General features: G+C 64.0%; 21 protein-coding genes. 6 read left to right on the top strand and 15 right to left on the bottom strand.

Features of this window, described 5'->3' with window-relative positions; translation table 11 throughout:
* Positions 1–197: 197 nt before the first annotated feature.
* Positions 198–410, bottom strand: a complete 213-nt coding sequence (locus tag B9D87_RS10915) for a hypothetical protein (RefSeq protein ID WP_007769888.1) — start codon at positions 408–410, stop codon at positions 198–200.
* Between the two features lie 344 nt (positions 411–754).
* Here B9D87_RS10915 and B9D87_RS10910 point away from each other — a divergent pair, with 344 nt between their 5' ends.
* Together B9D87_RS10910 and B9D87_RS10905 are read left to right on the top strand one after the other, a co-directional pair.
* Positions 755–2,107: a salicylate synthase gene (locus B9D87_RS10910; RefSeq protein WP_007769889.1), complete on the top strand. Its 1,353-nt coding sequence runs from the start codon at positions 755–757 to the stop codon at positions 2,105–2,107.
* A 183-nt stretch (positions 2,108–2,290) separates the two neighbouring features.
* Complete coding sequence (locus tag B9D87_RS10905; protein WP_007769890.1) at positions 2,291–3,307, top strand: acyl-ACP desaturase; 1,017 nt, start codon at positions 2,291–2,293, stop codon at positions 3,305–3,307.
* 297 nt (positions 3,308–3,604) lie between these two features.
* On the opposite strand, the gene B9D87_RS10900 is transcribed toward B9D87_RS10905, so the two are convergent.
* The 9 genes from B9D87_RS10900 to B9D87_RS10860 form a co-directional block, all read right to left on the bottom strand.
* The gene (locus B9D87_RS10900) at positions 3,605–4,519 is read right to left on the bottom strand and encodes a MerR family transcriptional regulator (protein WP_007769891.1); all 915 of its coding nucleotides are present in this window, start codon (positions 4,517–4,519) and stop codon (positions 3,605–3,607) included.
* A 14-nt stretch (positions 4,520–4,533) separates the two neighbouring features.
* Positions 4,534–6,030: a flavin-containing monooxygenase gene (locus B9D87_RS10895; RefSeq protein WP_415623559.1), complete on the bottom strand. Its 1,497-nt coding sequence runs from the start codon at positions 6,028–6,030 to the stop codon at positions 4,534–4,536.
* A 2-nt stretch (positions 6,031–6,032) separates the two neighbouring features.
* Entirely contained in the window at positions 6,033–6,953 is a 921-nt protein-coding gene (locus B9D87_RS10890; RefSeq protein WP_007769893.1) for a hypothetical protein, read from the bottom strand.
* Positions 6,954–6,977: 24 nt separating this feature from the next.
* Positions 6,978–7,835, bottom strand: coding sequence for an SDR family NAD(P)-dependent oxidoreductase (locus B9D87_RS10885; RefSeq protein ID WP_007769894.1), 858 nt, complete (start codon positions 7,833–7,835; stop codon positions 6,978–6,980).
* Between the two features lie 2 nt (positions 7,836–7,837).
* A complete protein-coding gene (locus B9D87_RS10880; protein ID WP_080598506.1) occupies positions 7,838–8,842 on the bottom strand; it encodes an alpha/beta hydrolase in 1,005 nt (334 codons plus the stop codon).
* Positions 8,843–9,521: 679 nt separating this feature from the next.
* The gene (locus B9D87_RS10875) at positions 9,522–10,043 is read right to left on the bottom strand and encodes a DoxX family protein (RefSeq protein ID WP_007769896.1); all 522 of its coding nucleotides are present in this window, start codon (positions 10,041–10,043) and stop codon (positions 9,522–9,524) included.
* Between the two features lie 816 nt (positions 10,044–10,859).
* Entirely contained in the window at positions 10,860–11,642 is a 783-nt protein-coding gene (locus B9D87_RS10870; RefSeq protein ID WP_040629664.1) for an SDR family NAD(P)-dependent oxidoreductase, read from the bottom strand.
* The gene (locus B9D87_RS10865) at positions 11,639–12,673 is read right to left on the bottom strand and encodes a phosphotransferase family protein (RefSeq protein WP_007769898.1); all 1,035 of its coding nucleotides are present in this window, start codon (positions 12,671–12,673) and stop codon (positions 11,639–11,641) included. The genes B9D87_RS10870 and B9D87_RS10865 overlap by 4 nt, the downstream gene beginning before the upstream one ends.
* Positions 12,670–13,863 (bottom strand): acyl-CoA dehydrogenase family protein, encoded by a 1,194-nt coding sequence (locus B9D87_RS10860; protein WP_007769899.1) that lies wholly within the window; start codon positions 13,861–13,863, stop codon positions 12,670–12,672. Before B9D87_RS10860 ends, B9D87_RS10865 begins: the two co-directional genes overlap by 4 nt.
* 131 nt (positions 13,864–13,994) lie before the next feature.
* On the opposite strand from B9D87_RS10860, the gene B9D87_RS10855 reads away from it, so the two are divergent.
* Positions 13,995–14,570, top strand: coding sequence for a TetR/AcrR family transcriptional regulator (locus tag B9D87_RS10855; protein WP_040629665.1), 576 nt, complete (start codon positions 13,995–13,997; stop codon positions 14,568–14,570).
* A gap of 270 nt (positions 14,571–14,840) precedes the next feature.
* Here B9D87_RS10855 and B9D87_RS10850 read toward each other — a convergent pair whose 3' ends face one another.
* The gene (locus B9D87_RS10850; RefSeq protein ID WP_040629666.1) at positions 14,841–15,740 is read right to left on the bottom strand and encodes an alpha/beta fold hydrolase; all 900 of its coding nucleotides are present in this window, start codon (positions 15,738–15,740) and stop codon (positions 14,841–14,843) included.
* A gap of 495 nt (positions 15,741–16,235) precedes the next feature.
* On the opposite strand from B9D87_RS10850, the gene B9D87_RS10845 reads away from it, so the two are divergent.
* Both B9D87_RS10845 and B9D87_RS10840 read left to right on the top strand, forming a co-directional pair.
* Entirely contained in the window at positions 16,236–16,763 is a 528-nt protein-coding gene (locus tag B9D87_RS10845) for a TetR-like C-terminal domain-containing protein (protein ID WP_238553390.1), read from the top strand.
* Positions 16,764–16,854: 91 nt separating this feature from the next.
* Positions 16,855–19,851: a protein kinase domain-containing protein gene (locus B9D87_RS10840; RefSeq protein WP_007769903.1), complete on the top strand. Its 2,997-nt coding sequence runs from the start codon at positions 16,855–16,857 to the stop codon at positions 19,849–19,851.
* 105 nt (positions 19,852–19,956) lie between these two features.
* Here B9D87_RS10840 and B9D87_RS10835 read toward each other — a convergent pair whose 3' ends face one another.
* On the bottom strand, positions 19,957–20,757 hold the full coding sequence (locus B9D87_RS10835) for an enoyl-CoA hydratase/isomerase family protein (RefSeq protein WP_007769904.1): 801 nt from the start codon (positions 20,755–20,757) through the stop codon (positions 19,957–19,959).
* Between the two features lie 213 nt (positions 20,758–20,970).
* On the opposite strand from B9D87_RS10835, the gene B9D87_RS10830 reads away from it, so the two are divergent.
* Positions 20,971–21,969: a serine hydrolase domain-containing protein gene (locus B9D87_RS10830; protein ID WP_238553391.1), complete on the top strand. Its 999-nt coding sequence runs from the start codon at positions 20,971–20,973 to the stop codon at positions 21,967–21,969.
* 45 nt (positions 21,970–22,014) lie between these two features.
* Here B9D87_RS10830 and B9D87_RS10825 read toward each other — a convergent pair whose 3' ends face one another.
* The 3 genes from B9D87_RS10825 to B9D87_RS10815 are packed head-to-tail and all read right to left on the bottom strand — an operon-like array spanning position 22,015 to position 24,891.
* On the bottom strand, positions 22,015–22,647 hold the full coding sequence (locus tag B9D87_RS10825) for a PaaI family thioesterase (protein ID WP_007769906.1): 633 nt from the start codon (positions 22,645–22,647) through the stop codon (positions 22,015–22,017).
* Positions 22,644–23,819 (bottom strand): Rv3169 family protein, encoded by a 1,176-nt coding sequence (locus B9D87_RS10820; RefSeq protein ID WP_007769907.1) that lies wholly within the window; start codon positions 23,817–23,819, stop codon positions 22,644–22,646. Before B9D87_RS10820 ends, B9D87_RS10825 begins: the two co-directional genes overlap by 4 nt.
* Before the next feature lie 16 nt (positions 23,820–23,835).
* Positions 23,836–24,891: a phosphotransferase family protein gene (locus tag B9D87_RS10815; protein ID WP_007769908.1), complete on the bottom strand. Its 1,056-nt coding sequence runs from the start codon at positions 24,889–24,891 to the stop codon at positions 23,836–23,838.
* Position 24,892: the final 1 nt, after the last annotated feature.

The raw sequence follows: 24,892 nt of genomic DNA, 5'->3' as shown, positions 1-24,892 counted from the left end.
GAAGAATTTATCCCCGCGGCTGGTCCACCGCCACTTGGCAGCACACAGGATGTCGGCCACCTGTTTAACTGTTGCTAAACCAGAAACCTGCTGGTCGGGGCGCGATCTTCGGAGCGGAATTTCGCGCTCAGGCCCGTTTCGGACGCCGCTAGTTTGGTGTGAAAGTGCTGTGCGTTTACTGTGGGGTCAATTGAGCGTCAACGCGCCGAGGGGACGAGCGAGGGCCTGACGCCGGCCCCCTTTTTGCGGTGGGTCACCGAGAGCCATGCCGACGGCGAGTAATGCGTCGTGATTTCCTCGAAACCGTCGACTCGGGAAACCGAGAGCACGCCCGTCTGCGGATTGATTTCGAGTTCGTCACCTTCGCTCGCGTGCACTTCCTCGCCGTTGAAAAGCCGGATTATGAACACGGTGTTCCTCCAATCCGGCGGTCCTGGTGGGCGGGCAGTGAGCGCTAGGAAAAGTCTGGCTGTCGGAGCCGCCTGTTGTGCGGCCGCAACGTAAACGGTTGGGAAACTTTTGAGTGGCGATCTTCACAGCCGTGGGCCGAACCTTCGCCCCGAGCCGGGGGTTCAACCGGCTCTAGCTGCACAAACAGGTCGGTTCCGCCAGTGCGCCGCCGGGCTTCGAGGGCAGGCGCGCGGTCGGCCGGCGCTTTAACTCCGCGGGAGTTTTAGCTGAATGCGGCAATCGAGGGGGAAGTTCGTGGGATCGGTTGCGCACCGCTACATAGGTTAGGCTACATTTACTAACCGTGACCGAGGTCAGCGTCCAGACAAGTTCCGCCGGCTCTGAGTCGCCGTCGATTCCGCTTCCCCTGCACGTCGATCCGGCGGATCTGGCGGCCGAGCTGGCCGTGGTGCTGTCCGAGCGCGTCGGGGAGGAGTATCTGCTCTACGAGCGCGGCGGTGAATGGGTGCTGGCCACCGGTGTGCGCGCGATGATCGAGCTCGACAGCGACGAGCTGCGAGTGATCCGCGACGGGGTGACGCAAAGCCAATACTGGTCGGGCAGGCCTGGCCCGGTGCTCGGTGAAGCCACCGACCGGCTGTTGCTGGAAACCGATCAGCTCTTCGGCTGGATCGCCTTCGAATTCGGTGTGTACCGCTATGGGCTGCAGCAGCGGCTGGCGCCGGGAACCCCGCTGGCCCGGGTGTTTTGGCCGCACGGCCGCATCGTGGTGACCCGGGATGAGGTTCGGCTGTTCGGTACCTCGGCCGGGCACCGCAACGATGTCCTCGACGTGCTGGGCGACGGCGTGCCCGATGTGCGCGACGCCTCGGCGGTCGACGTGGTCGCCGACCCGTCCGACTACCGTGGCCGCGTCGCGTCGGCCGTCGCGGAGATCGCCAGGGGCCGCTACCACAAAGTGATTCTTTCCCGTTCTCTGGAAGTGCCTTTCGTGCTCGATTTTCCGTCCACCTACCGCCTGGCGCGTCGGCACAACACCCCGGTGAGGTCGTTCCTGCTGCGGCTCGGCGGGATTCGCGCCGTGGGATACAGTCCCGAACTGGTCGCGGCCGTCCATCACGACGGAGTCGTGGTAACCGAACCGCTGGCGGGCACCCGTGCGCTCGGCCGTGGGGAGGTGCGCGACCGCCAGGCCCGCGACGACCTGGAGTCGAATTCCAAAGAGATTGTCGAGCATGCCATTTCGGTGCGGAGCTCGCTGCAGGAAATGACCGAGATCGCCGAGCCGGGCACCGCCGTCGTCACCGATTTCATGACGGTGCGGGAACGGGGGAGCGTGCAGCACCTGGGCTCCACGGTCAGCGGCCGGCTGGGCACGTCCAACGACCGGATGGACGCGCTGGAAGCGCTGTTCCCGGCGGTCACCGCGTCCGGCATCCCGAAGGCCGGTGGGGTGGAGGCGATCATGCGCCTCGACGAGGGGCCGAGGGGGCTGTATTCGGGTGCGGTCGTGATGTTTTCGGCCGACGGCGGGCTGGACGCGGCGCTCACGCTACGGGCGGCGTACGAACGTGACGGGAAGACCTGGCTGCGTGCCGGAGCGGGCATCATCGAAGAGTCGACACCCGACCGCGAATTCGAAGAGACCTGCGAAAAACTGTCCACGCTCGCCCCCTATCTGATTGCGCGCCAATAGCTTTCTGATCGCATTTGCCGGCTGCCCGCGGTAGCCGGCGGCTCGGTGTTCTCTGCGTCACTGCCGGCGCCGTAGGGACTTTCGGCCCTATTTGCCCGGTTCTCGCGCGTGCCATCTTTATGTAACCGCATGACACAGATACATTGCGCGTTACTGAGCGCGACAGATAACCGGGAGGGTTCCGTGTCCAAGCCGCTGACCAACCTGCAGCTACTTCACGAGCTCGAGCCGGTGGTTGAGCGCCTGCTCAATCGCCACCTTTCGATGTTCAAGGAGTGGAGCCCGCACGACTACGTTCCCTGGACGGACGGCAGAAACTTCTACGGGCCGGACGGCCAGGATTGGGAGCCCGGGCAGACGCGGCTGCCCGACGTCGCGCAGGTAGCGATGGTGCAAAACCTGTTGACCGAGGACAACTTACCGTCGTATCACCGCGAGATCGCGATGAACTTCAGCATGGACGGTCCATGGGGTCAGTGGGTGAATCGGTGGACCGCAGAGGAGGCCCGGCACAGCACGGCGCTGCGCGACTATCTGGTGGTCACTCGCGCCGTCGACCCGGTCGAGCTGGAGAAGCTGCGGCTCGAGCAAATGACCAGGGGCTTCAGTCCCGGCCAGAACCAGCAGGGCGATATGTTCGCTGAGAGCCTGTTCGACTCGGTCATGTACGTCTCGTTCCAGGAGCTCGCCACCCGTGTCTCGCACCGCAACACCGGCAAGGTCAGCAACGACGCGGTCGCCGAGCAGTTGATGGCCAGGGTGTCGCATGACGAGAACCTGCACATGCTCTTCTACCGGGATATCAGCGCCGCGGGCCTGGACATCGCGCCCGATCAGGCGATGAGGTCGGTGCACCGGATTCTGCGCAATTTCAAGATGCCCGGATTCACGGTCCCGGAGTTTCGCCGCAAGGCGGTGATCATCGCGGTGGGCGGAGTCTATGACCCGCGCATTCATCTCGAAGAAGTGGTCATGCCGGTGCTGAAGAAGTGGCGGATCTTCGAACGCGAGGACTTCACCGGGGAGGCCGCCGCCATGCGCGACGACCTTGCGTTGCTGGTCAAGGAGCTCGAGGACGCCTCGCAGAAATTCGACGATTCCAAGCAGCGCTACCTCGAACGCGAGACGCGCAGAACCGAGAAGATCACCGCCAGCAAAGTGCTTCAAACGAAGGGGACGCTGACGCTGAGCCAGCACTGACGCCGGTTATCTGGTCACCATTCCGCGGCTGCGGCCGAATGCCGATCGAAGAGCCAATGTTGGCCATTCCCATGATTTACCGGTACAGCTCCACGTAAGGTGTGCCGCACACCCGGGGGTTAGAGGAGTAGGAGCTGTATGTCTAATCTCAGGGCGAAAGCGTTACTTGGCCTGATGCTTGCCTTGATCTCCCCGGGAATAGCCGATTGCACGGCCACCGTCGCGTGCGCAACCTGCACCGTCGTCACCTCTTAGCCGCGCCGGCGCGCACGGCCCGAGGTGCGCGCTGACCCAGACTCAGACCGACGAGCTCGATTCGAGATAGTCGGCCAGGATGCGGCCGACGAGCGACTCGATATTCGATTCGATCGACGACGCGAGCGTGGCGGTGACGGTCGCCACGGCTTGGGTCCTAAATCGCACCAGCATGGTGATCAGCTCGGCGATTTCGGCGTCGGCCGGCAGCGGCTCGCCGGGCTTGATGCGGTCCAGCACGTGTTCGGCCCCGGCGCGCACCAGCATGTCACTGATCTTGTCGATCTGCGGGACGATCTGTTCGTGGAGGTCGATGAGCTTGTCGAATTTGACGCCGTAGCCCCGAATTTCATTGAACGCTTCGATGAGTTTCGGGCGCGTGATCGTCGCCTGCTCCCCATCGATCCTGATCACCCCGAGCGCCACCAAACGCTCGAACGCCTGCGCGTCGTCGACCAGTCGCTGCGCGTCGGCCAGCGCCACCGTCTCCGGTTTTTCGGTGGTCCAGGTGCCGACGATGGCGGTTTCCAGGCCCAGCACGTCGCCGAGGTTTTTGCCTTCTTCCCACGCGCTGAGCATTTCTCGCACGTGTGCGATGTTGTAGCCGCGGTCGAGCATCGAGGTGATGAGCCGCAGCCGGGTCAGATGGGTGTCGTTGAACAGCGCGATGCGCCCCACCCGCAGTGGCGGCGGCAGCAGCCCCCGGTCCCGGTAGACGCGGATATTGCGGGTGGTGGTGCCGGCCAGGCGGGCCAGGTCGTCGATCCGGTATTCACCGGAGTTCGCGGTGCCGTGCGGGTGCCGGGCGGCCGCGTCGAAAAGCTGGGACACCGCCCCCTCGATGAGTTGGCGATACTCCCGCGATTGGCGCCGAACCCGTTTGGGTGCGCGCCGCACGTTGTGCAGCACGCTCGCGATGGTGCCGGGCTCGGGCCGCGCTGCGCGCTCGGTGGCCATGTCAGTGCGGCAGCTCAGGCCGACGCGGTGGCCTGCGTCGGGGCGTGTCGCGCCACCGCCTGGTAGTCCTCGTACCGGAAATCCCTCATCTGGCGAAGATACTGCGTGGCGAAGCCGGGGTACATCGACCCGTTGAATCCGTCCTTGGTGAGGTACCAACTGCGGCATCCGGACATCCAGGTCGTCTTGGTGAGTCGGCGTTGCAGCTCCTCGTTGTGGCGGCGCTGGACCTCGGCGCGCACATCGAGGTAACGCAGGTTGTCGTTGAGCACGGTGGTGATCCCGCGCACCGCGTAGTCCAGCTGGCCCTCGATGTACACCAGTAGCGAGTTGTGGCCCGGCCCGGAGTTGGGGCCGGTCATGACAAACAGGTTCGGATAGCCGTGCACGTTGATGCTCTTGTAAGCCTGTGCGCCGGCGGCCCATTCGGCCGCCAGCGACCGGCCGCCCAGCCCGGTGACTCCGAAGGGCGGCCCGGTCAGGTGCACGTCGTAACCGGTGGCGAACACGATGCAATCGAGGTGATGCTCGATGCCGTCGCTGGTGCGAATGCCGGCCGGGCTCAGCGTGGCGATCGGCCAGTCGATCAGCTTGCAGTTGTCGCGCTGCAGCGCGGGGTAGTACTCGCTGGAAACCAGCATGCGTTTGCACCCGGGCCGGAAGTCCGGCGTCAGCTGCCGTCGCAACCAGGGGTCTTTCACCTGGGCGCGCAGGTGGGCGCGGCCGAGGCGGGCGACCAGCGACGTCAAGGGGGTGTCCCACACCAGCGCCGTGGCGCTGGCTTCGTGGCCCCAGTACAGCGCCTGGCGCGCAAGCTGTTGGGTCGCAGGAACTTTGGCGAACAACGACTGCACCGCCGGTGGGGTGGCGACGTCCAAGCGTGGCAGCACCCAGCACGGGGTGCGCTGGAACACCTTGACGAACCCGGCCTGTTTGACCAGCTCGGGGATGATCTGGATGGCGCTGGCACCGGTACCGATGACCGCGACGCGCTTGCCGGTGAAGTCGTAGTCGTGATCCCAGCGTGCGCTGTGGATCTTGTGTCCGCGGTAGCTGTCCAGGCCGCGGATGTCGGGGAAGCTGACGTCGGACAGCGGACCGGACGCCAGCACGACGGTGCGGGCGCGAAACTTCTTGCGGTTCCTCGTCGTCGCGGTCCAGACTCCGGCTTCCTCGTCGAAGGCCAGGTCCTTGACCTCGTGGCCGAACTTGATGCGGCTGCGGATGTCGAACCTGTCCGCCATGTCCTCGAGGTGCCGGTAGATCTCAGGCGCGGGGGAGTAGGTGCGTGACCATGTCGGGTTCTTGACGAAGGAGTACGAGTACAGCAGTGACGGGACATCGCAGCTGGCGCCCGGATACGTTGTGTCGCGCCAGGTTCCGCCGACGCGGTCGGCACGCTCCAGCATCACGATGTCGTCGACTCCGGCTTCGGCCAGCCGGATCGCCGCCCCCAGTCCGGTGAAGCCGGCTCCGATGATGAGCGCCGCATGGGCGCGGTTGTTCGCCATGGTCACGCCGCCGGCTCGTGGGTGAGTTCTTTGACCCAAGTCGGCACCGGCGGAAGCAGGGGCCGCGGATATCGGTCGGAAAGCCACACCATCGAATTCGCCAGCAGGTGGTACGGGTGGCGTGGACTCGTGACCACTCCGGCGTAACGCCTCAGGAAACGATAAGTCGGTACCCGCCTGGTACGTTCGCCGCGATCCCCGAGCTCTTTGAATCGTTTCACGGCGCGGTAAAGGCGCTCGGGCTCCATGCCCATGGCCGTGATCTCGTTGCGGATCCTGTTGATCAGCGGTGCGCCCGTGATCGCGCCGATGATGAGACCCGGGGTGGCGTTGTGGCCGACGAAGTCGATCAGCAACCGCCGGATCTTCGCGTGCCCGATCATGTCGAGAACTTCGAAATCGACTACCAGGTGGCGTGATTCGTCATTGTTGATCTTCTCGAAAACCTGGTGGCACAGGGGGTCGTGCACCTCGTCGAGGAGGAATTTCAACAGGGCGCCGTCCAGCGCGACTTCGAGCATCGGGATGACGGTGCCGAGCAGAGACAGCGGCATGTCGTCGGCCCAGCGGTCCAGCCAGTCGATCGCCAGGCGGATGTTGACGTTCGGCTCGGGAATCTCGCCGTCCTCGAGCATGCCCCAGCGCTTCATCAGCGCCAGTTCGGCGTTGGCGTGGCGCTGCTCCTCGGCGTGGAAGTAGCGGTAGATCTCGGCGATGGTCGGGGTGGGTGCCTTCTTCGCCAAGGCCGCGAAGCCCCTGGCGCCGATGTTCTCGATCCAGCACAGGTCGGCCATGAATGCCTTGAGCTGTGGCCGCTGTTCATCAGTGATCATTTCGCCGCCGGGTGCGTCCCAATCGATGTCGGCGAGGGCCCACTGCCGATCCTTGATCTTGGCGAGCATGGCTTCCATGTCGATGGCCATCAAGCGCTCCTTTGCGTCGGGTGATCAGGGTAGGTTGATGCGGGACACCAGACCGGCGGCACGCGTATAGGTTTGCGGGGCAAGCCGTTTGATGTTCCAGCCGATCTTGGCATCGAACTGCGGCATGCAGTAGAGCTCGCCGCGGTCGTGGGTGTCCAAGCAGGTGCGCGCGACTTTCTCCGCCGATAACCCGGTCCAGCGCATCAATTTTGCGGCGAGTTCGCTGGATTGTTCGCTGATGCGGCCGGTTTCGAGGATGTTGGTCTTGACGAAGGTCGGACACAGCACGGTGACTCGCACCCCCGTGCCGGCAAGTTCGGCGGCGAGCGTCTCCGAGAGTGAGAGCACGCCGGCCTTGCTGACGTTGTAGGCGGCCATGCCGGGCGCCGCACCGAACGCCGCCGCCGATGCCACGTTGATGATGCCCCGCGGCGCATGCGACGGCCCCGCCTCGCGCAGGATCGGGGTGAACACGTGGCAGCCGTGGATGGGCCCCCACAGGTTCACGCCCAGGGTCCACAACCAGTCGTCCAGCGGCGCATCACCGATGGCAGCACCGCCCGCGCCGACGCCGGCGTTGTTGATCACCAGCGTGGGTGGTGCAGCGAACCAGGACTGCGACTGCTCGGCCAGCGCCTGTACGTCTTCGAATCGCGACACGTCGCAACGGATTGCGACCGCCTTGGCGCCGTGTTCGGTGATCGCGTCGGCCGTCCGCTGCGCGGCGGCTTCGTCGATGTCGCTGCACACGACGGCGCCGCCGCGCTTGCCCAGTTCGACGGCGAACGCGGCGCCGATGCCGCTTCCGGCGCCGGTCACCACCGCCAAGGCGCCCCGGCTGGTTTTCGACCGGTTGAGCAGTCTGTCTACGGGACCGAACATGGTCAGCGGACCTCCTCGGTGGCGACGCGCGCATCCTGCAGGGCGTGCGCGATGAACCGCGCGACATAGGCCATCGCCTTGGCGGCCTCCGGTGTCATGCGTGGCAGCGCCTGAAAGACGTGCACCTGGTGCGGCCAGACCTGCAGTTCGCATCTGCCACCGGCGGTTCGGATGTCAGCGGCAAGTTGGCGCGCGTCCTCCTGCAGCATCTCGGCCCCACCGGCCTGGATCAGCGTGGGGGGCAGCGCGGGGCGGCCGGCGACGTCGAGCGTCAGCCGTTGATGGGTCAGTTCGATGCCGCTGTGATAGAGGCCGACCAGGCGGACCGCGTTCGCCGCTCGGGTGGCGGGGTCGGGGCGTATTCGCTCACGGGCGAGCGCCAGTTCGAACGTGAGGTCGTACAGCGGAGAGAACAGCACCATGGCGGCGGGGTGCTCGACCTCTGGCTGCAGCAGCAAGTCCACGGACAGATGACCGCCCGCCGAATCACCGGCGATCACAATCTGTTTCGGCGGCACCCCGCGGGTGTTCACCAACCAGTCCCAGCCCGCGCGGACGTCGTCGGCCGCGGTGGGGAAGCGATGCTTCGGGGCCAGGCGATAGTCGATGCAGAACACCGGCAGGCCGGTGAGGGCTGAGAGCCAAGATGTCAAGCGGCGGTGGGTCTTTGGTGAGCACACGGCGTACCCGCTGCCGTGCACGTAGTAGATCGCGCCCTCGCTGACCGAGGACCGTTCGGTGTCGCTGGTGGGTGTTCGCGGTCCATAGACCCATTCACCCTTGACGCGGCGGCCGTCGGGCAGTCGGACGTCGACCGATTCGACGCGAGTACCCGCGAGCGAGGGACCGAAGGTCCCCATGATCCTGGCGATGATCTGGCGTGATAACCACAGCCCCCAGGCCCGTTCGGGCGGAATCACGCTGGTGATCGGCCGAAGGGTGTACGTACTTACCGCTGCCGCGCCGCGGGATCGCAACGACCCGCGAGCCGGAACGCCGTCCGTCATGCAACGCAGTCAACACCAAATGTTGACATTGGTCAATGGCAGCTTTGGGGTGGGGGCGCGGTGCATCCCCGGCGGGCTGTAGGTTCTCATCCAACATGGCGGAATTCTCATCTTTGTGACGTCGAAATGGCGGATCCGCCACAATGGTGAGAATCTGGTTAGTGGGCCTAGGCATCAGCTCGCTTTGGACGTTTCCCATTCGGGTCTCTGTCGCGCCCAGCGTGCATGCGAAGTGCGTTGTCCATCAATGCTATTGGTGGTGCCATCAAAATGGGATTGGCGGTAGCGTCACATCTCAGGACGGCAAAGCGTATGGATATCAGCAGTTATCCATCAACCCCCTGGGCGTGTCGGCCAACACCGGAAGGGGAGTGCGCATCGAGCCGCATTCATGGATATCAGCGGTCTACCGGTATTGAGTGTCGCAGGCATGCGACGGCATCGGGGCGCAACCCTGGAAGCGGATGCGCGGGAACATGTTTCGCCGGTTATCGCGACTCGCAGTGGCTCCCTGTGTGGCATACGGGAAGTGCTAACTGGACTTCCCAAGGGCCCTTTCGGCTTTCGCCTCTCATCCCGTCTGAAGAGTATTCGAGGGTTTCGTGGCGAACCCCGAACCAACACCGTCCACTCCGAAAAACTCCGCGCGGATCGTAACGACGAAGCCGACGAGCCTTCACTAACCGGCTTGCTTGACCGGCGGGCGGTAGAAGATTAACAGCTGGCCGATCGCCCCGGCCAGGCCCAAGCCCGCCGAGATCACCAACCCCTGCCAGCCGTCGAACCAGTTCTTCCCGAACACCACGTAGTCCAGGCTGTACTTGCCCGCCCCCAGCGTCGCCACGCCCACGGCGCTGACCGCGAGCACCAGGTTGTACTCCCAGCCCTCCTTGACGATGAAGAAGCCGTTGGCGCGGTGCACCGTCCATGCCGCCACCAGCATCAGGGAGACGAAGCCCGCCGCCGGGATCGGGGTCAGGAAGCCGGCGGCCAGGCCCAAACCGGCGGCCATTTCCGTGGTCGCGGCCACGGTGGCGTGGAACTTGCCGGGCTTCATGCCGATGCTCTCGAACCAGCGCGCGGTGCCCGGGATGCGGCCACCGCCGAAGAACTTGTTGTAGCCGTGCGCGGCCAGCGTCACGCCCAACACCAGCCGCAGGATCAGCACTCCGACGTCATGGAACGTGTCATATGAAGTCATAACTGTAAAACCTAGATCATGCGTGGGATCCGACCACAGCAGCGCCGGCCAGAAAGTCCGCTGCGGGCGTCGGGGGATTCGTAGTTTGATGGTCAAGATGGTTGTGCGTGCAAGGAACGGTGCATGGCGCCTTCCCGGTGGCCCTGACAAGCGTCGCCGCCGAGCGGATGGCATCAACACTTGGCCTGCAAACCAGAGTCTGGGCCGCGGGCTCGAGTTCTGTTCTGTTCAGCGGGTCCACCGCGCGCTAGCGACTGGCAATGTATCCGTAACCGGTACATCGACGCTCCGGCCCGGAGGCTTCGTCACCAAAGCAGGCGTGGGCACGCTAACCGTGGACGACACATCGCTGACACTCAAGGAAGCAAAACCCTCGGCCGCCAGCGGAGGAACCGCTGTTTCGCCGTTGAGAGCGGAAACGCTGGCAGTGACCGAGCAGCGGTCCTATGACGCCGCGGCCGCGGGGATTTCACGTGACGCCGTCGGTGATCAGCCAGCGATCAAGGCTTTGGCGCCGAGCGTCCGCCAGGCCCCGGTGGTGCGGCAAAACAGTGCGCGGCCGCGGATCTGGGGAGCAACAGAGCACCCGCGATGGAGGGCAATCAAGCCTCGGGAAGCTGAGTCGGATTTTGACGGGCGGCGGATGCCCAGGATCGATTATTCAATGCGACACGCGAGATCTTTGGAATAGATCCAACCCATAGGCCAATACCAAAACGATCAGCGAGGCTATTTTGGCGATACGTTCTCTCGTGCGCATCCTCGATCGTCTCGGTGGTCTTTTACGCGAAGGTCGCCACGATCGCGAAGAAGGGCTCAGTGGCCCGACATTCCTCCATCGACCGCCAGGGTCGAGCCAGTGATGTAGGACGAGGCATCACTGGCCAGGAAAACGACCGCGGCATCGAGTTCGTGCTGCATGCCCAACCGGCCCAGCGGGCTGGTCTGGCGGATAAAGCCCAGAAGTTGGTCCTCGGGAATCTCGGCGGTCATTTCGCTGACGAAGTATCCGGGAGCGATCGCATTGACCCGGATTCCTCGCCGCCCGGACCACTGCTGGGCCAGATCGCGCGTCAGACCGATCAATCCGGCCTTGCTCGCCGCGTAAGCCGCTTGCGGTGCATAGGATTTGATCAAGCCGAGCACGCTCGAGATGTTCACGATGCTCGAACCGGGTTCCATCCGGCGAGCGCAAGACTGCGCCGCCCAGTAGCACCCGTTGAGGTTGATGTCGATTACTCGGCGGAATTCGTTGGGGTGCTCTTTGACGGCCGGCACCGCGGTGCCGACGCCGGCGTTGTTGATCAGCACATCGATCCGGCCGAACTCCGCAACCGCACGCGCTGCCAGCGCCTCGCATTGTTCGGGATCTGCGACGTCGGTGGGACAGATCAGGACGCGGCGTCCCTGCTGCTGCACAACGGAGGCGATCTCCGACAACCGGTCGGCGCGGCGTGCGGCGAGAACCACGTCGGCCCCGGCCTGCGCGAGGGCACGCGCAAATCCCGCTCCCAGGCCCGAACTAGCTCCGGTCACCACTGCCGCTTTTCCGTCCAGCCGGAACAGTTCGAGCACCGACCGTGCATCAGCCTGCGTCATGATCGGGCCCCCAGTTGGGTCAGCCCGGCCGCCGCGAGCGGCGCGACTGCATCACCGACCGTGTCGAAGCCATCGCCACGAGTCATGCCCCGTTGGAAGCGGGCGTGGATGCCCTCGGCGATCACGGCGATCTTGAAGTAGCCGAGTGCGAGGTAGAAGTGCAGGTCACCCAGGTCGCGTCCGCTGGATTGAGCATAGTGTTCCGCTAGCTCGGAGATGCACGGGAGCCGGGGGCTGGTCGAAGCGGCCGATCCGCCGAGCACCGGGGCGAACGCCGGGTCGGAGTAAACCAGGTGCAAACCCAAATCGGCCAGCGGGTCACCCAGAGTGGCCATTTCCCAGTCGACCAGCGCCAGGACCCGGCCCACGTCGTCGCGGTCGAAGATCGCATTGTCGATCCGGAAGTCGCCGTGCACGATCGACGCCCCCGCTTCGGCGGGGCAGGCCGCGACAAGTCGCTCGTGTAGTCGATCAATATCGCTGAGTTTCCGTGTCCGCACTCGCTGCCACTGGTCATGCCAGCGTGCCACTTGCCGTTGCAGATACCCCTCGGCCCGCCCGAAGCCGGCCAGGCCGACCTCGGCCGGGTCGACGGCGTGCAGCCGGACGAGGACATCGATCAGTCCGCTGGCACAACGCGTGATCTCGGCGTGTGGGAGGGCATGGAGATCCTCGAGGGTTCGGATGACGCGGCCGCCGACATACTCCACCACCGTGAACGGAACGCCGAGGACGCCGGCGTCGGCCAGGGCCACGGCACGAGCTACGGGGATATCGGTGCCCGAAAGGGTGGCAACCACCCGGTACTCGCGCTGCATATCGTGCGCGGAGGGAGCGAGTCCGCCCAGCGGGGGACGGCGCAGAACCCAAGTCGAGTGCCCGTCGGAGAGCCGGTACGTGAGATTCGACCGGCCGCCCTGGATGAGCTCGGCAGACAGAGTGCCGGAGAAGCCGGGCACGTGCTCGGCGAAGAATCCTTCCAGCGCCTGCAGATCGAGGCCGTCGGGCGTGGCGGTATGTGTGGCGTTCACTGGTTCTTCTCACGTTCGTGCCGATTTATGATTCGGCGCGCGATCGCCCATCGATGCGTCTCGGAGGGGCCGTCGTAGATACGGAACGGCCGGACCTCACGCAGAAACCGTCCCAACAGCAGGTCACCGGATACGCCCAGCGCGCCGCAGATTTGTAGGGAACGGTCGGCGACCCGCCAAATCGATTCCGCGCAAAAGGTTTTGGCGATCGAGGTGGACTGGGACCCGTGACCGCCCTGGTCCAGTTCCCAGCACGCCCGCAGGATGAGCCCGCGCGCTGCGGCGATGTCGATCGCGTTGTCGGCGATCATCTGCTGCACCATGCCCAGATCGCCCAACCGGGAGCCGAACAACCGGCGCTCCACCGCGCGGTCCACGGCGATGTCCTGTGCGCGGCGCGCGATGCCCAACCACCGCATGCAGTGGGTCATCCGCGCCGGACCGAGCCGGACCTGTGCATATCGGTAGCCCTGGTCGACCTCGCCGAGCACCGCCTCGTCCGGGACGAAACAGTTCTCGTACAGCACCTCGATGTGGCCGCCGTAGAGACTCTCGTCGAGAGTTTCGATGTGCCGCACCAGTTTCATTCCCGGATTGCCGGCATCGACGAGGAACATGGTGGCGCCACCGGCGTCGCCCGGCTCCCCCGACGTGCGAGCCATGCAAATGGTGAACGCTGCACCGTCGGCACCCGTGATGAACCACTTGTGGCCATCGATACGCCAGCCGCCCGGTACGCGCTCCGCGCGCGTAGTGAGGGCACTGGGGTCCGAACCGGCACCGGGCGCGGGCTCGGTCATCGCAAAGCAGGAACGGATGTCGCCCGCGGCCAACGGCCGCAGGTACCGCTCTTTCTGGTCATCGGTCGCGATGGCCTCGAGCATGTGCATGTTGCCCTCGTCTGGCGCGGCGATGTTCAACGCCAGCGGGCCTAGCAGCGAGTAGCCGGCCTCCTCGAAAACGGCTGCGCGGCCACACATGTCGAGGCCGTGGCCACCAAGTTCAAGGCTCACATGCGGAGCGAACACACCCGCGCGCTTCGCGGCCTGTTGCAGCTCGGTCCGTACCTCTTCGGACCGCGCGACACCGCGTACTTCTTCTTCGACCGGCACGACATCGTCACGAACGAACTCCGCCGTGCGCCGAGCAAGCTCCGCGACTTCCGGGCTCGGGGTCAAGTCGATGGGCATTACTCTCCTCGAAAGCTAATAACCATTAGCCGTGATGCTAGACACCGCAGACTAAAGATGCAAAACGGAAGTGGCTGTCGCGATGATCTCAGGTCATTCGGCTATCCTGCGGTAGCTAGACGGGAGGAGCGTTGAGCCGACTAGACGAGATCCGGGCCGCGGCATTGGAATTGTTCACCATCCACGGCTACGAGGCCACCACCATGGCCGACATCGGCCAGGCCGTCGGCATGCGCGGTCCGAGCCTGTACAAACACGTCGGCTCGAAGCAGGACCTGTTGGCGCAGATCATGGTCGAGACGATGCGGACGCTGCTGACTATGCATCGGTCGGCCGTGTCCAGCGCCGTGGACGTGACCGAACGCCTCCGACGAGCCACCGAAGCGCACGTGCGTTTTCACGCGCGGCACCGGCTCGAGGCATTCGTCGGCAATCGAGAGATTCGCAGTCTCATCGAGCCGAACCGCAGCGAAGTGCTGGCACTCCGCGTCGAGTACGAAACCTGTTTCCGGCAACTGATCGAAGCCGGTATCGACGACGGGCGCTTCCAGGTTGCATCGACCCAACTCGCATCGTTCGCAATTCTTGACCTGGGCATGGGAGTCGCGGCTTGGTACCGGCCGGACGGCGAAGTCAGCGAGGACGCTCTCGTCTGGCAGTATAGTGATTTCGCCCTCCGCCTCGTCGGAGCAACCGTGCAGCGTTGATCCGCGCCCCATGCGGCAACGGGCGTGCTCCCGTAGTGAATCAGCCGGCGGCGGTAGGGGCTTCTGACCGGACTACCCGTTCCGTCGCGCCGATCGCTGCCGGAGAATGGCTGATCGCACGCTTGAATCCGATTCTGGAGAATATGATGCGGCGCTCGACTGCATAAATCAGTTCCGTGACCGGGAGTCGGCACTTGCGGGGCAAGCCATTTCAAGCCGTAGCGCAGATGCTCCGATTGTCCACCGTCGCTGTTGGTCGAAGATCCTGCTTTAGGTGATCGACCAGAACTCGAACAGCGTGCGCAATGTCGCTACGAGTGGGAGCGGTTGGTCCAGCATGGGATGATGGCCAGCCTCGGCCAATTCTACGAAAGGGCCCCGGAGTTGGAGGATCGAGCGGATTCGCTCGGCCATGGCTGGGGGCACCAGCCCGGATTCACAACGCAAATAACCTAGACGACAGCGCATTTCGGCCATCATGGTTTCCAGCGACTCTTGGTCCGCTGGTCGTGGGTCCAATAACTGGTCGCCGAAGATCGCGGGATCGAACTTCCAGGTCCACTCTTTGCCGATTCTTCGTATCGACTCCGTTGCTATGTGTCGTCTGATGAAGGGGAGTACCACATCCTGTGGCGGCACTGACGTAAAGCGTGCCAGGATCTCATCTTTCGTCGCATATCGGGTGTGTTTGCGGTCGCGTAACCTCGCTTCCTCGGGCGCACGGTCACGCAACGGCGAATCGATCACCACCATGCTGCTGATCCGGTCGCCGTAGTGCATGGCTGCCTCGGCTGCCACCCAGCCGCCCAAACTGTGCCCGACTATGATCGGTCTCGCTGCTGAAGCCCCGGGTGTCGCGGAAACCTCCATCACTTCTCTCGCCCAGGTATGCAGGTGATATGCGCTCCGGGTGCCGCTATCGCCGTGCCCTGACAAATCCGGTGCAATCACGCGGTGGGTTCGGGAAAAGAATGGACCAATGTGGTCCCACCAACCCGAGTGCGCTCCGCCCCCGTGAATGAGGACGATGGGTGGCTTCCCTTCGGCTCCCCAGACGCGCAAATGTATGCGGCAACCATCGACTTCCACGTCGCAGTGGTCCGGCTGGTGACACAGGGCGGCGGTGAACCAGGGCGGTTCGACCGTCGTCACTCGGGAGCGAGAAAACAGGGCGTCAACCTCCGTGTGCGTGATGAAGGCCAGCTAACCGATATCCCCACACTAACGGCGGTGATTCGATTCCAGAAGGAACAAAGCCGATTTCCGACGAACGCGCCTGGAGACATTGAGGCCGGCAGGATATCCATTCGACAACCCGGCGGTTCGGACGGGATGAGGATCGCTCGCGTCATCGATCCGACGCGCGAGGCTGTCCGCAACGCCCTCGCTCGGGGGTTGTTCTGCGCGATCCCAGTCCTCCGACGTGGACGTTCAGCTAGACGATTCAACTGATTTGCTCACCTGCCCCCAGGCGCGGCACAGAACTCGGGGTTCCGTACTCCTGGCGTCCGGCTCCAAGAATAGATTCATGCCGGCGGTCTCTTTGCCCCCGATCGCAGCTCTTCTCGGTCACTGGTCCTGGTGGCCGATCAACACCTATTGGATCAAGCGAGATGCGTCCGCCGAGGACGCGCACACCGTACCAATCCCTCGATCAGTTGGAACGTGAAAATTCACCCGAGGACCTGCCAAGCTGTCCACGAATACTTTGATAATCGACAGCCAGGCTTGGGAAAGGCCGCCATCTATCGGCGCTGGTCATCGAAAGCCGCGCTGCTAACCGATGCTCTTGTCTACTGGCGGCCCGAACTGCTCAGCGACAACGCCCCAAACACCGGCAGTCTGGCCGGTGACCTCCACGCCCTCGTCGAACGTGCCGAGCGCAACGACAACTCCTTGATCACCAATGACCTTGTGCTGCGAGTCGCCTTGGAGGCGGCGCACGATGCCGAAGTCGCCACCGCGCTCAATGATCTGATCCTCTTCAAAGGAAGACGCGTGTTGTCGGCCGTGCTGGCAAAAGCAGCCGAGCGCGGCGAAATCTCTGCCACCCGCGACTGGTCATTGGTCGCCGATGTGATGACGGCAATGGGTTTACTACGCGTCATCAGCGGACAGAGCGTCGATGGCGAGTTCGTGCGGCAGGTCACCGACACGCTCATCCTGCGCGCGGTAACGAAGCCCGACCAGTGAGCAAAGCATCGCTCTGAGCCCGAATGGCGGAGCGGTCGATTCGTTGCGGAGTAGGCTGGAAGCGCACCACGAGCTGAATCGCAGGTAGTCGATGGCGGATGACGATCCGTACACCACCCAGCGTGACGCGGGCCTGATCGTCGTGTCGGAATTGGAGGCGGCGGGGTTTACTGATGCCGTCGAGGTCGGGCGCGGCGGTTTTGGGATTGTATTCCGATGCCGGCAGGTCGGCCTTGATCGTGTTGTCGCGGTGAAGGTCCTCACCGCTGAACATGACGAAGACAGGCAGCGGTTCCTGCGCGAGCAACGGGCGATGGGCTTGCTTACCGGGCATCCCAATATCGTCGGCGTCTTGCAGGTCGGACAAACCGAGGGCCGCCTTCCGTACCTTGTCATGCAATTTCATCGCGAGGGCTCGCTCGGGCAGCGCCTACACCAGCGCGGCCGACTCCCGATCGATGATGCGCTGCGTATGGGCGTCAAGATGGCGGGCGCGCTGGAAACTGCGCATCGTGCGGGCATCTTGCACCGCGATGTCAAGCCGACGAACATTCTCTACACCGATTACGGTGAGCCGGCACTCAGCGACTTTGGCATCGCCCATATCACCGGCGGATTCGAGACGGCGACCGGCATATTCACCGGATCTCCGGCCTTCACCGCACCCGAGACACTCAGTGGCCACCCGCCAACCCAAGCATCCGACGTGTATGGACTGGGCGCCACACTATTTGCGGCCCTTACCGGACATGCCGCGTTCGAACGGCGCAGCGGTGAGCAGGTGGTAGCGCAATTTCTGCGCATCGCTACGGAATCCGCCCCCGACCTGCGGGACAACGGCATTCCCGACGACGTTGCCGCGGTGGTCGATATGGCGATGGCGCGAGAGCCTCGCAACCGGCCATCAGCGCTCGAGCTCGGTGAATCTCTGCAACAAGTGCAGGCGATGCACGGGCTTCCCGTCGACGAAATGGCGCTTCGTCCCAGCCACCGGGGGGATCGGCCCGCCCGGGCCACGGGATCGGCGGTCCCACCCCGCAGGGAACGTGGCGGTCTTCCAGTGGAAGTCAACAGCTTCGTCGGACGGCATGAGGCGTTGGCCGAAGTGACGCAGCTGCTTAAGGCGGCGCGGCTCGTAACCTTGACCGGAATCGGTGGGATCGGCAAAACACGACTCGCTCTGCGCGCAGCGGCTGAGTCGGCAAATGACTTCGCCGACGGGGTACGGCTCGTGGAGCTCGGCGAGCTTCGCGACGGGGCGATGCTTGTCGACGCGGTCTCCACAGCCCTCGGCTTGCGCGGGGAAGCCGCGCGGCCGTCCCGCGAGGTGTTGGAGGATTTCCTGTTTGGCCGGCAGCTACTGCTCGTCGTTGACAACTGTGAACAGGTGATCGATGCCGCGGCGAAGCTTGTTGACTCGCTGCTGCGGACTTGCCCGAGGCTGCATGTTCTCGCAACCAGTCGGGAGCGTCTCGGCATCGGAGGGGAAGCCCTCTTTCCTTTGTCCCGGTTGACCAGTCATGCAGTGCAGCTGTTTGCCGATCGTGCTGCCGCGGCGGTGCCGGACTTCCATGTCACGCCGAAAAACGAGGACACCATCGCCCAGATTTGCTCGCGCCTGGATGGCCTGCCGTTGGCAATCGAACTGGCGGCGGCGCGATTACGCGCCATGTCGCCCGAGCAGCTACTGCAGCGGTTGGACCACAGGTACGCGTTGTTAACGCAGGGTAATCGCGTTGCCCCGGCCCGTCAGCAGACGCTGAGTTGGAGCATCGGGTGGAGTTATGACCTATGCACTCCGGCCGAACAGCAGCTGTGGTGGCGACTGTCGGTTTTCGCTGGAAGCTTCGAACTCGAAGCGGCCGAATATGTCTGCGCCGACGGCCTCCTCGCGCAAGAGTTGGACAACCTCCTCACCTCACTCGTGGACAAGTCCATAGTGGTTCGGACAGAACGCAATGGCGTCATTCGGTTCCGTTTGATCGACACGCTCCGGGAATATGGCCGCGCGAAAATCGAGAGCTCCACGGACTTGAACGACCTCCGCAGACGACACCTGGACTGGTATCGGCAGTTGGCGGACCGCGCCGCGGCGGACTGGTTCGGTCCGAGGCAGTTGAGTTGGGTCAAACGTCTCGAATCGGAGGTGTACAACCTGCGCGAAGCGCTCGAATTCGCGCTGTCAGACGCACCCGAGTTAGCGGTGGAGCTCGCGGCCCGACTGTACTGGTACGGCGTCGCGCGCGGGGCCCTCACCGAGACACGCCGTTGGCTGGATCGCGCCTTGGACGCGACACCGCCGGACTCATCGAAGGATCGGATCACGGCCTTGTACGCGGCCGCTGTGCTCGCCGGGGGGCAGGGGGACGTGTCGGCTGTGATGGCGCGCGCGGCCGAAGCGCAGGTGCTGGCCGATCAGATTACGGATCCCGTGGCGCGCGGCCTCGCCAAGGTCGCCCAAGCATTCTCAGCGCTGCTCGCCAATGACTACAGTCGCGTATCTACCTGCATCGCAGAGGTATTGGCGAGCGCCGAGGATCCTCTTATCCGTGTCTCGGCGATGATCTTGCAGGGCTGGCGCCTCCAATTCCAGGGTGATACCGGGCGCGCCCTTGTCTGGCAGGAGAAGGCGCTGGCAGTTTCCCAAGCGGCCGGCGAGGTGGTGTTCCGCTCGATCCTGTTGTGGTCCCTGGGGGTTGGATGGTGGCGGCACGGTAAACCGGACCGTGCAGAGGGGCTGCTGCGGCAATGTCTTGGGTTGGCACACCAGATCGACGATCCACGCAACGCTGCGGCTTGCCTGGAGGCGATGGGCTGGATCGCGGGCGCCAAAAACGATCCCCGTCGCGCCGCGGTGCTGATGGGAGCCGCGGAGGCATTGATGCATGGCGTAGGAGCCTCTCCCGCTGTGTTGCCTGATCTCGCCGTCTTTCATGAAGAATGCGTACAGCGGACGCTGGAAACGCTTGGAGCGCAGGACTATTCTGCTGCGCGCGAAGAAGGTGCCGGGCTTGACTTCGACGCGGCGGTGGCATACGTGCTGGACGCACCGACGCGAGAGGACCGACAGTCCGACCACGCCACCTAGCGGCGTCGCCCGGAGATTCCGTCTGGAAACCGGTTTCGCAGCTTCGGATGCGCCGCTTTGAGGCGATCCAGCGGTAGCTCTTCAATACACCGCAGTGGAATGCCACTACGAATTGGAGGACGCCTTCGTGCGCGCCGCCGCTACAGCCGCACGGTGCTCGTCGGAGTGCATGCTGGCCAGTTCGCCGCGAAGCGCAACCTCAAAGGAGTTGGTTAGCTGGCAGTCCAGGTAGGCGTTCAGCGCTCGCTTGGTCGCTTGTAGTGCGGCAGCCGGCACCGTCGTGAGCTTCTGGGCAAGAGACAACGCCTCATTCATCAAGTTCTCCGGCGCGACGACCCTGCTTGCCAGGCCCATTGTGACGGCGTCGGCGGCCGGAATCCGCGACCCCAGGAACAGATACTCTTTGGCGCGAGACAGGCCGGTCAGCGCAGGCCAGACCATGCCGCCGTCGCCGGGAACCAAACCCATTCGAAGGTGCGGATCGGCCAAAAAGCTGCCCTCGGACATCAGCACGATGTCTGAGAGCACGGCCAGGCTGCACCCCAACCCGACCGCCGGTCCATTGACCGCAGCGATGATGGGGAGGCGACATCCCACCATTCCTCTGATGATGGCGCGTCCTTCCTCCATGGTCTGCGCGCGCATCTCTTCATCGTCGATATTTTCCTGCATGTAGCCGAAATCGCCGCCGGCGCTAAATGCCTGTCCGCTACCGGTAAGGACCACGGCGCGCGCGTCCGCGTCGTCATCGAAGTGGCGCCATACGCGGGCAAGGGCTTGATGCATTTGCCGGTTGGCGCCGTTGAGATCGGCTGGGCGATTGAGCGTCAAAATCCTGACATGGCCCTCGGCTGTGATTCGTATTTCGGGTGCAAGCCCGTACATCCCGCCGTCGACGTCCGACATGAAGACCGGTCCCTTTCTCGCAGAACCAAACAGATATAGAGCAAATATTTAGATATATAGTAGCGGGTAGTGCAAGGGCCCTCTTCCGGTTCCCTAACGACGAGGAGAGATGTGTCGACCACAGTCGCGAAGGAGCCCGACCCGCGTAGGCTTCGGCTCCTGCTCGAGCGCTGCAGGCTGGAAGTCGACTCCGGCGCGCTGCCGTCGGCGCAAGTGGCCCTCAACGCAGGCGGTGTGGAATACGTATCGGAAACATTCGGCGCGGGGACGCCGTCCACGCGGTATGTCTTGCAGTCGGCAGGCCGAACCGTCGTGGCCGGCGTGCTATGGAAACTGATTTCCGATGGGTTGCTGGACATCGATCGCACAGTCGCGTCCTACATTCCTGAATTCGCCACCAACGGTAAAGAAGCGGTCACTGTGGAGCAGGTGGTCACCCACGTAGGCGGATTTCCCTTGGCGCCCCTCGGCTATCCGCAGATGCTGGACCGGTCCGAACGACTACGCGCCTTCAGCAAGTGGCGGCTCACCTATCCGCCCGGGACCCAGCTGCAGTTCCACCTAACCTCGGCCGCGTGGATCATCGGTGAGCTGTGCGAGCGGCTAACCGGCCGGCCAATCTCGGAGTATCTTCGAGAAGTCCTCACCGCACCACTGGGGTTGGACAGTATCGAGATCGGGCCGTCGGTGGAGCAACAACACAACGTCGCCCCTTTCGTGCGGACGGACGGACAGGAGGCTGAGGTAAACCCTTGGGGGCCCTGGTATTTGGCGCGCCCTGAGATCCTGGCCGCGGGGGAGCCCAGCCACTCCGTCGTTGGTACCGCGTCCGACCTGGCGTCCTGGTATCAGGCCCTGCTGCGTTCGCCGTTGTGGCGTCGAGAGGTTGTCCGAGACGCCCTGCGTGTTCGGGTAACACTGCCGGTCACCGGGGAGCGCGGCGGAACGCCGAGTGTCCCGGGCAATGTCGCACTCTTCGTGGTTGTCTCCGGCGACGACGGAACGGCACGGGCCTTCCTTCCGACAGCCACCGGCCCGCAGACCTTCGGGCACGGCGGCGCTCCCTGCCAGATCGGCTTCGCCGACCCCGCGACGGGGCTCTCGTTCGCGTTTCTCACCAACGGGTACCCGACAACGGGTTACGAGCAGTCGCGGCGGGGTTTGAACCGGATAATCAACATTGCGAATCTGGCCGCAGATTGCTTCCCCTGACGGGGCGGGAGCTACCGCGACTGGCTCGCAGCGTACGTCCGGACCCTAGCTGTCGGCCGGGTACACGGACTGGTCGCGGTTACCCGCCGCCTTGTGAACAGCGACCGCCGACGCGGTGACCTGGCCCCCGTGCGATATCTCCGCGGAGGTGAGAAACACTCTGCCGGTCTGTCCTGCGGTCTGCGCCCACAGTTGGAGCTCGGCGCCCAGTGGTGTTGGGCGACGGTAATTCACGGTCAAGCTTTGGGTATAACCGACGCGCCCCGCGGCCATGATCGCAAGACTGGTCAACTCGTCGAACAGTGCCGCGACGACGCCACCGTGTACCGTTCCGATGGGCCCGGCGTGGATCGCTGACGTGGTGACGACCCCTCGTACAGCATCACCATCCGCCCAGACGTTCGCGCGTGCCGAGGCCGGGTTGAGATCGCCCAGGAATGGGCTGTAGGGGATGGTCTTGCGGAGGTCCTCGGGATCCCAAACCAGCATCCCGTCGCCGGGCGGGGCAAGTTGCTCGACGGCGTAGGGGCCCGGCCACGCATGTTCATCCAACAGACCCCTCGCCTGCTGGATGAGCATGCGAGCCTTCTCGGTCACGTCGACGGGCGCCTGAGACGCGCGTACCGCGTTGGCTAGTTCGTTGACGTCGGCGGCTAACGGTGCCAACCAAGGGTTCATCCCAGCATGTCCTCGGTGATTCCGTATCGCGGCAGAACCCCGATGGCCCAGGGTTCAATCACGCCGTGCCCGATCTCATCCCCGCATCGGCACTCCACGGCGATCTCCTCACAGCCGTACAGCTCGTCTCGCACGGCCTTGTCGCTGAGATCCAAAGACTCGCCCGCGACGTCGAGTTCGCCGCGGTATCCGCCCTGCCACCATCCCCGGAAGCCGAAATAGCCTCCGCCCCTGAAGTAGTAGACCAGATCCTTCCAGGAGCAGGAGATCTCGCGGGTGGTTCCATCCTCCAGCTCGACTCCGGCCTGAAGTGACTTGCCCCGGCGCGAATTCGGCCAGAACTCGAAGTCAAGGTCCAACTTGGTGATGCGCAGACGCGGCTTCTTGTCGCCCGCGAACACCACAAATCCTTCCGAGGAGCCCGTGCTCGATGCCATCGGTCTGCCATCCGGGCCCTGGGTGAACGTCGATGACAATGCCCAAGAGCCGAAGTTGAAGTTGAGATAGCCGTGCAGCACACCCTGACCGTGGTCGGCCGCCGGGCGCAACCCGGACTCTGGCTTGCCGATTGGGTCGTTGAACCAAAAGGCGCCCGGCTGGGGTATTCCCGTCATCGTCCTGACGCCCCACGAGCGATCTTTGTACGCGTAGGTGCGTGCCGCATCCAGCCGATAGGTGCGACCTTCAACCGTGACATCGCCCCACGCGCGGCCGGGTTGAAAGTAGCGGATTGTGTGATTGCCTGTGATGCCTCGACTGCGCCGTATCCCAGGCGATCCGACGATCGGCTGAAAATCGCTTTCGAAAGTGACGTCGAAGCTGACGTCAAGCTCGTTATCGGACAGGACAATCCGGTTTTGGCTGGGAGGCTTGATCACTTCCCAGGCGAGCGGCCCGACCGTCGTGCGATCAAGGTCTGGCCGCAGTTCTCGCGAGGCGCGCACGTTCCACTGCCGCCCCGGTGTTGCCACGCCCGCGAAGCCATCCATCACATCGCGGTTGGTGTACTTGCCGATCCCCGCTGCGACCATCACTTCACCGGTCGTGTCGTAGGCCACGATGTAGCCCTTCTCCGTCCAGTTGCGGTCGGTCGTGGTCACCTGCTCGAAGCTGGCAACCGTTTGATGGCACAGAAATTCGTCTGCCGCGGTCAATACAACGTCGTCTGACATATCTTCCTCCGTAAGGTCACGCGTACGCGCGCAGCAACTCTGCGAGCCGGCGAGTGGGCACGTTGTTGGTCAAATAATCTGGTGGAAACTTGAGCTCGGGTGGACTGAGGCGCACGGTGAGAACCAACATCGCGGCCATCTTGAGCGCCTGCAAAGTACGGTGGAAATCAAGGTCTTTCACCAGTTTCGAGGTGACCGACTCGTAGTAGGCGATGGTTTCGTCGGCGTCCGGCAGCCCGGGAAGACGCGGTACGTCGTTGAGTTCGGCCACTACTTCGTCGACGAGTAAGAAATATGCGAGATCGCCTTCGGCCGCGCCGATGTGGGCAAGTTCCCAATCCAGGGCCGCGGCGACCTTGTCATCGCGGTAGATGATGTTGCCCGGCCGGGGATCACCCCAACACAGCGTGGTTATCACGTCGTCGGGTATCCGAGATCGTAAGACCGTGAGCGCTTCTCGAAGGAGCGGCACATCTGCTTCAGCCCAGTTCAACTGGCCCTCGATCTGGTCTAACAGCCGCACGATCGAGCCGCGGCCGGTTGCGCCAGGTTTCAGCGACGACGGGAGATTCAATTCGCGAAGGTTCAGCATGTGCAGCGACGCCAGCACATCAAGCGCGGCGAACCACATCGCCCTTCGGCGCTCAATTGTGGCGTCGAAGAACAGGCCATGACCGTGAAACCCGGGCCGGAAACCGGACGGAACTTCGCCGCGGACCCGATGCATCAGAAAACACGGCGCTCCCAATACATCTGGATCATCGATGAACCACGCGACCTTCGGCACCGGAATTTCGGTTTCGGACAGAACCTTCATCACGTCGTATTGCAGACGAAGGTCATAGTCCGGAAAGAGGCCGCCGCCGGGTGGCTGGGCCCGCAGGACCAACTCGGCGCGATGTTCCCCGTCGGCTCCAGACCACGTCAGATCGGTGAACAACGTAGCATTGGAAAACCCGGAAGTGGCTGCGGTGAACGGGGACAACGAAATTGACGTCGCGTCCGGCATGATGCTGGCGATCCAGCGCTCGAGGTTGCCTCGCCGCGGTTCGTACTGTGTGGCGTCGCTCATC

The organism is Mycobacterium colombiense CECT 3035 (assembly GCF_002105755.1).
GTDB lineage: Bacteria > Actinomycetota > Actinomycetes > Mycobacteriales > Mycobacteriaceae > Mycobacterium > Mycobacterium colombiense.
Note: the sequence above shows the minus strand (reverse complement) of the source record. Positions and strands in the feature narration are given on the sequence as shown.

Excerpts from the sequence above, each read along its gene's own strand:
- B9D87_RS10900 (WP_007769891.1), bottom strand. The coding sequence starts at position 4,519 with ATGGCCACCGAGCGCGCAGCGCGGCCCGAGCCCGGCACCATCGCGAGC.
- B9D87_RS10895 (WP_415623559.1), bottom strand. The coding sequence starts at position 6,030 with ATGGCGAACAACCGCGCCCATGCGGCGCTCATCATCGGAGCCGGCTTC.
- B9D87_RS10890 (WP_007769893.1), bottom strand. The coding sequence starts at position 6,953 with ATGGCCATCGACATGGAAGCCATGCTCGCCAAGATCAAGGATCGGCAG.
- B9D87_RS10885 (WP_007769894.1), bottom strand. The coding sequence starts at position 7,835 with ATGTTCGGTCCCGTAGACAGACTGCTCAACCGGTCGAAAACCAGCCGG.
- B9D87_RS10880 (WP_080598506.1), bottom strand. The coding sequence starts at position 8,842 with ATGACGGACGGCGTTCCGGCTCGCGGGTCGTTGCGATCCCGCGGCGCG.
- B9D87_RS10875 (WP_007769896.1), bottom strand. The coding sequence starts at position 10,043 with ATGACTTCATATGACACGTTCCATGACGTCGGAGTGCTGATCCTGCGG.
- B9D87_RS10870 (WP_040629664.1), bottom strand. The coding sequence starts at position 11,642 with ATGACGCAGGCTGATGCACGGTCGGTGCTCGAACTGTTCCGGCTGGAC.
- B9D87_RS10860 (WP_007769899.1), bottom strand. The coding sequence starts at position 13,863 with ATGCCCATCGACTTGACCCCGAGCCCGGAAGTCGCGGAGCTTGCTCGG.
- B9D87_RS10840 (WP_007769903.1), top strand. The coding sequence starts at position 16,855 with ATGGCGGATGACGATCCGTACACCACCCAGCGTGACGCGGGCCTGATC.
- B9D87_RS10835 (WP_007769904.1), bottom strand. The coding sequence starts at position 20,757 with ATGTCGGACGTCGACGGCGGGATGTACGGGCTTGCACCCGAAATACGA.
- B9D87_RS10825 (WP_007769906.1), bottom strand. The coding sequence starts at position 22,647 with ATGAACCCTTGGTTGGCACCGTTAGCCGCCGACGTCAACGAACTAGCC.
- B9D87_RS10820 (WP_007769907.1), bottom strand. The coding sequence starts at position 23,819 with ATGTCAGACGACGTTGTATTGACCGCGGCAGACGAATTTCTGTGCCAT.
- B9D87_RS10815 (WP_007769908.1), bottom strand. The coding sequence starts at position 24,891 with ATGAGCGACGCCACACAGTACGAACCGCGGCGAGGCAACCTCGAGCGC.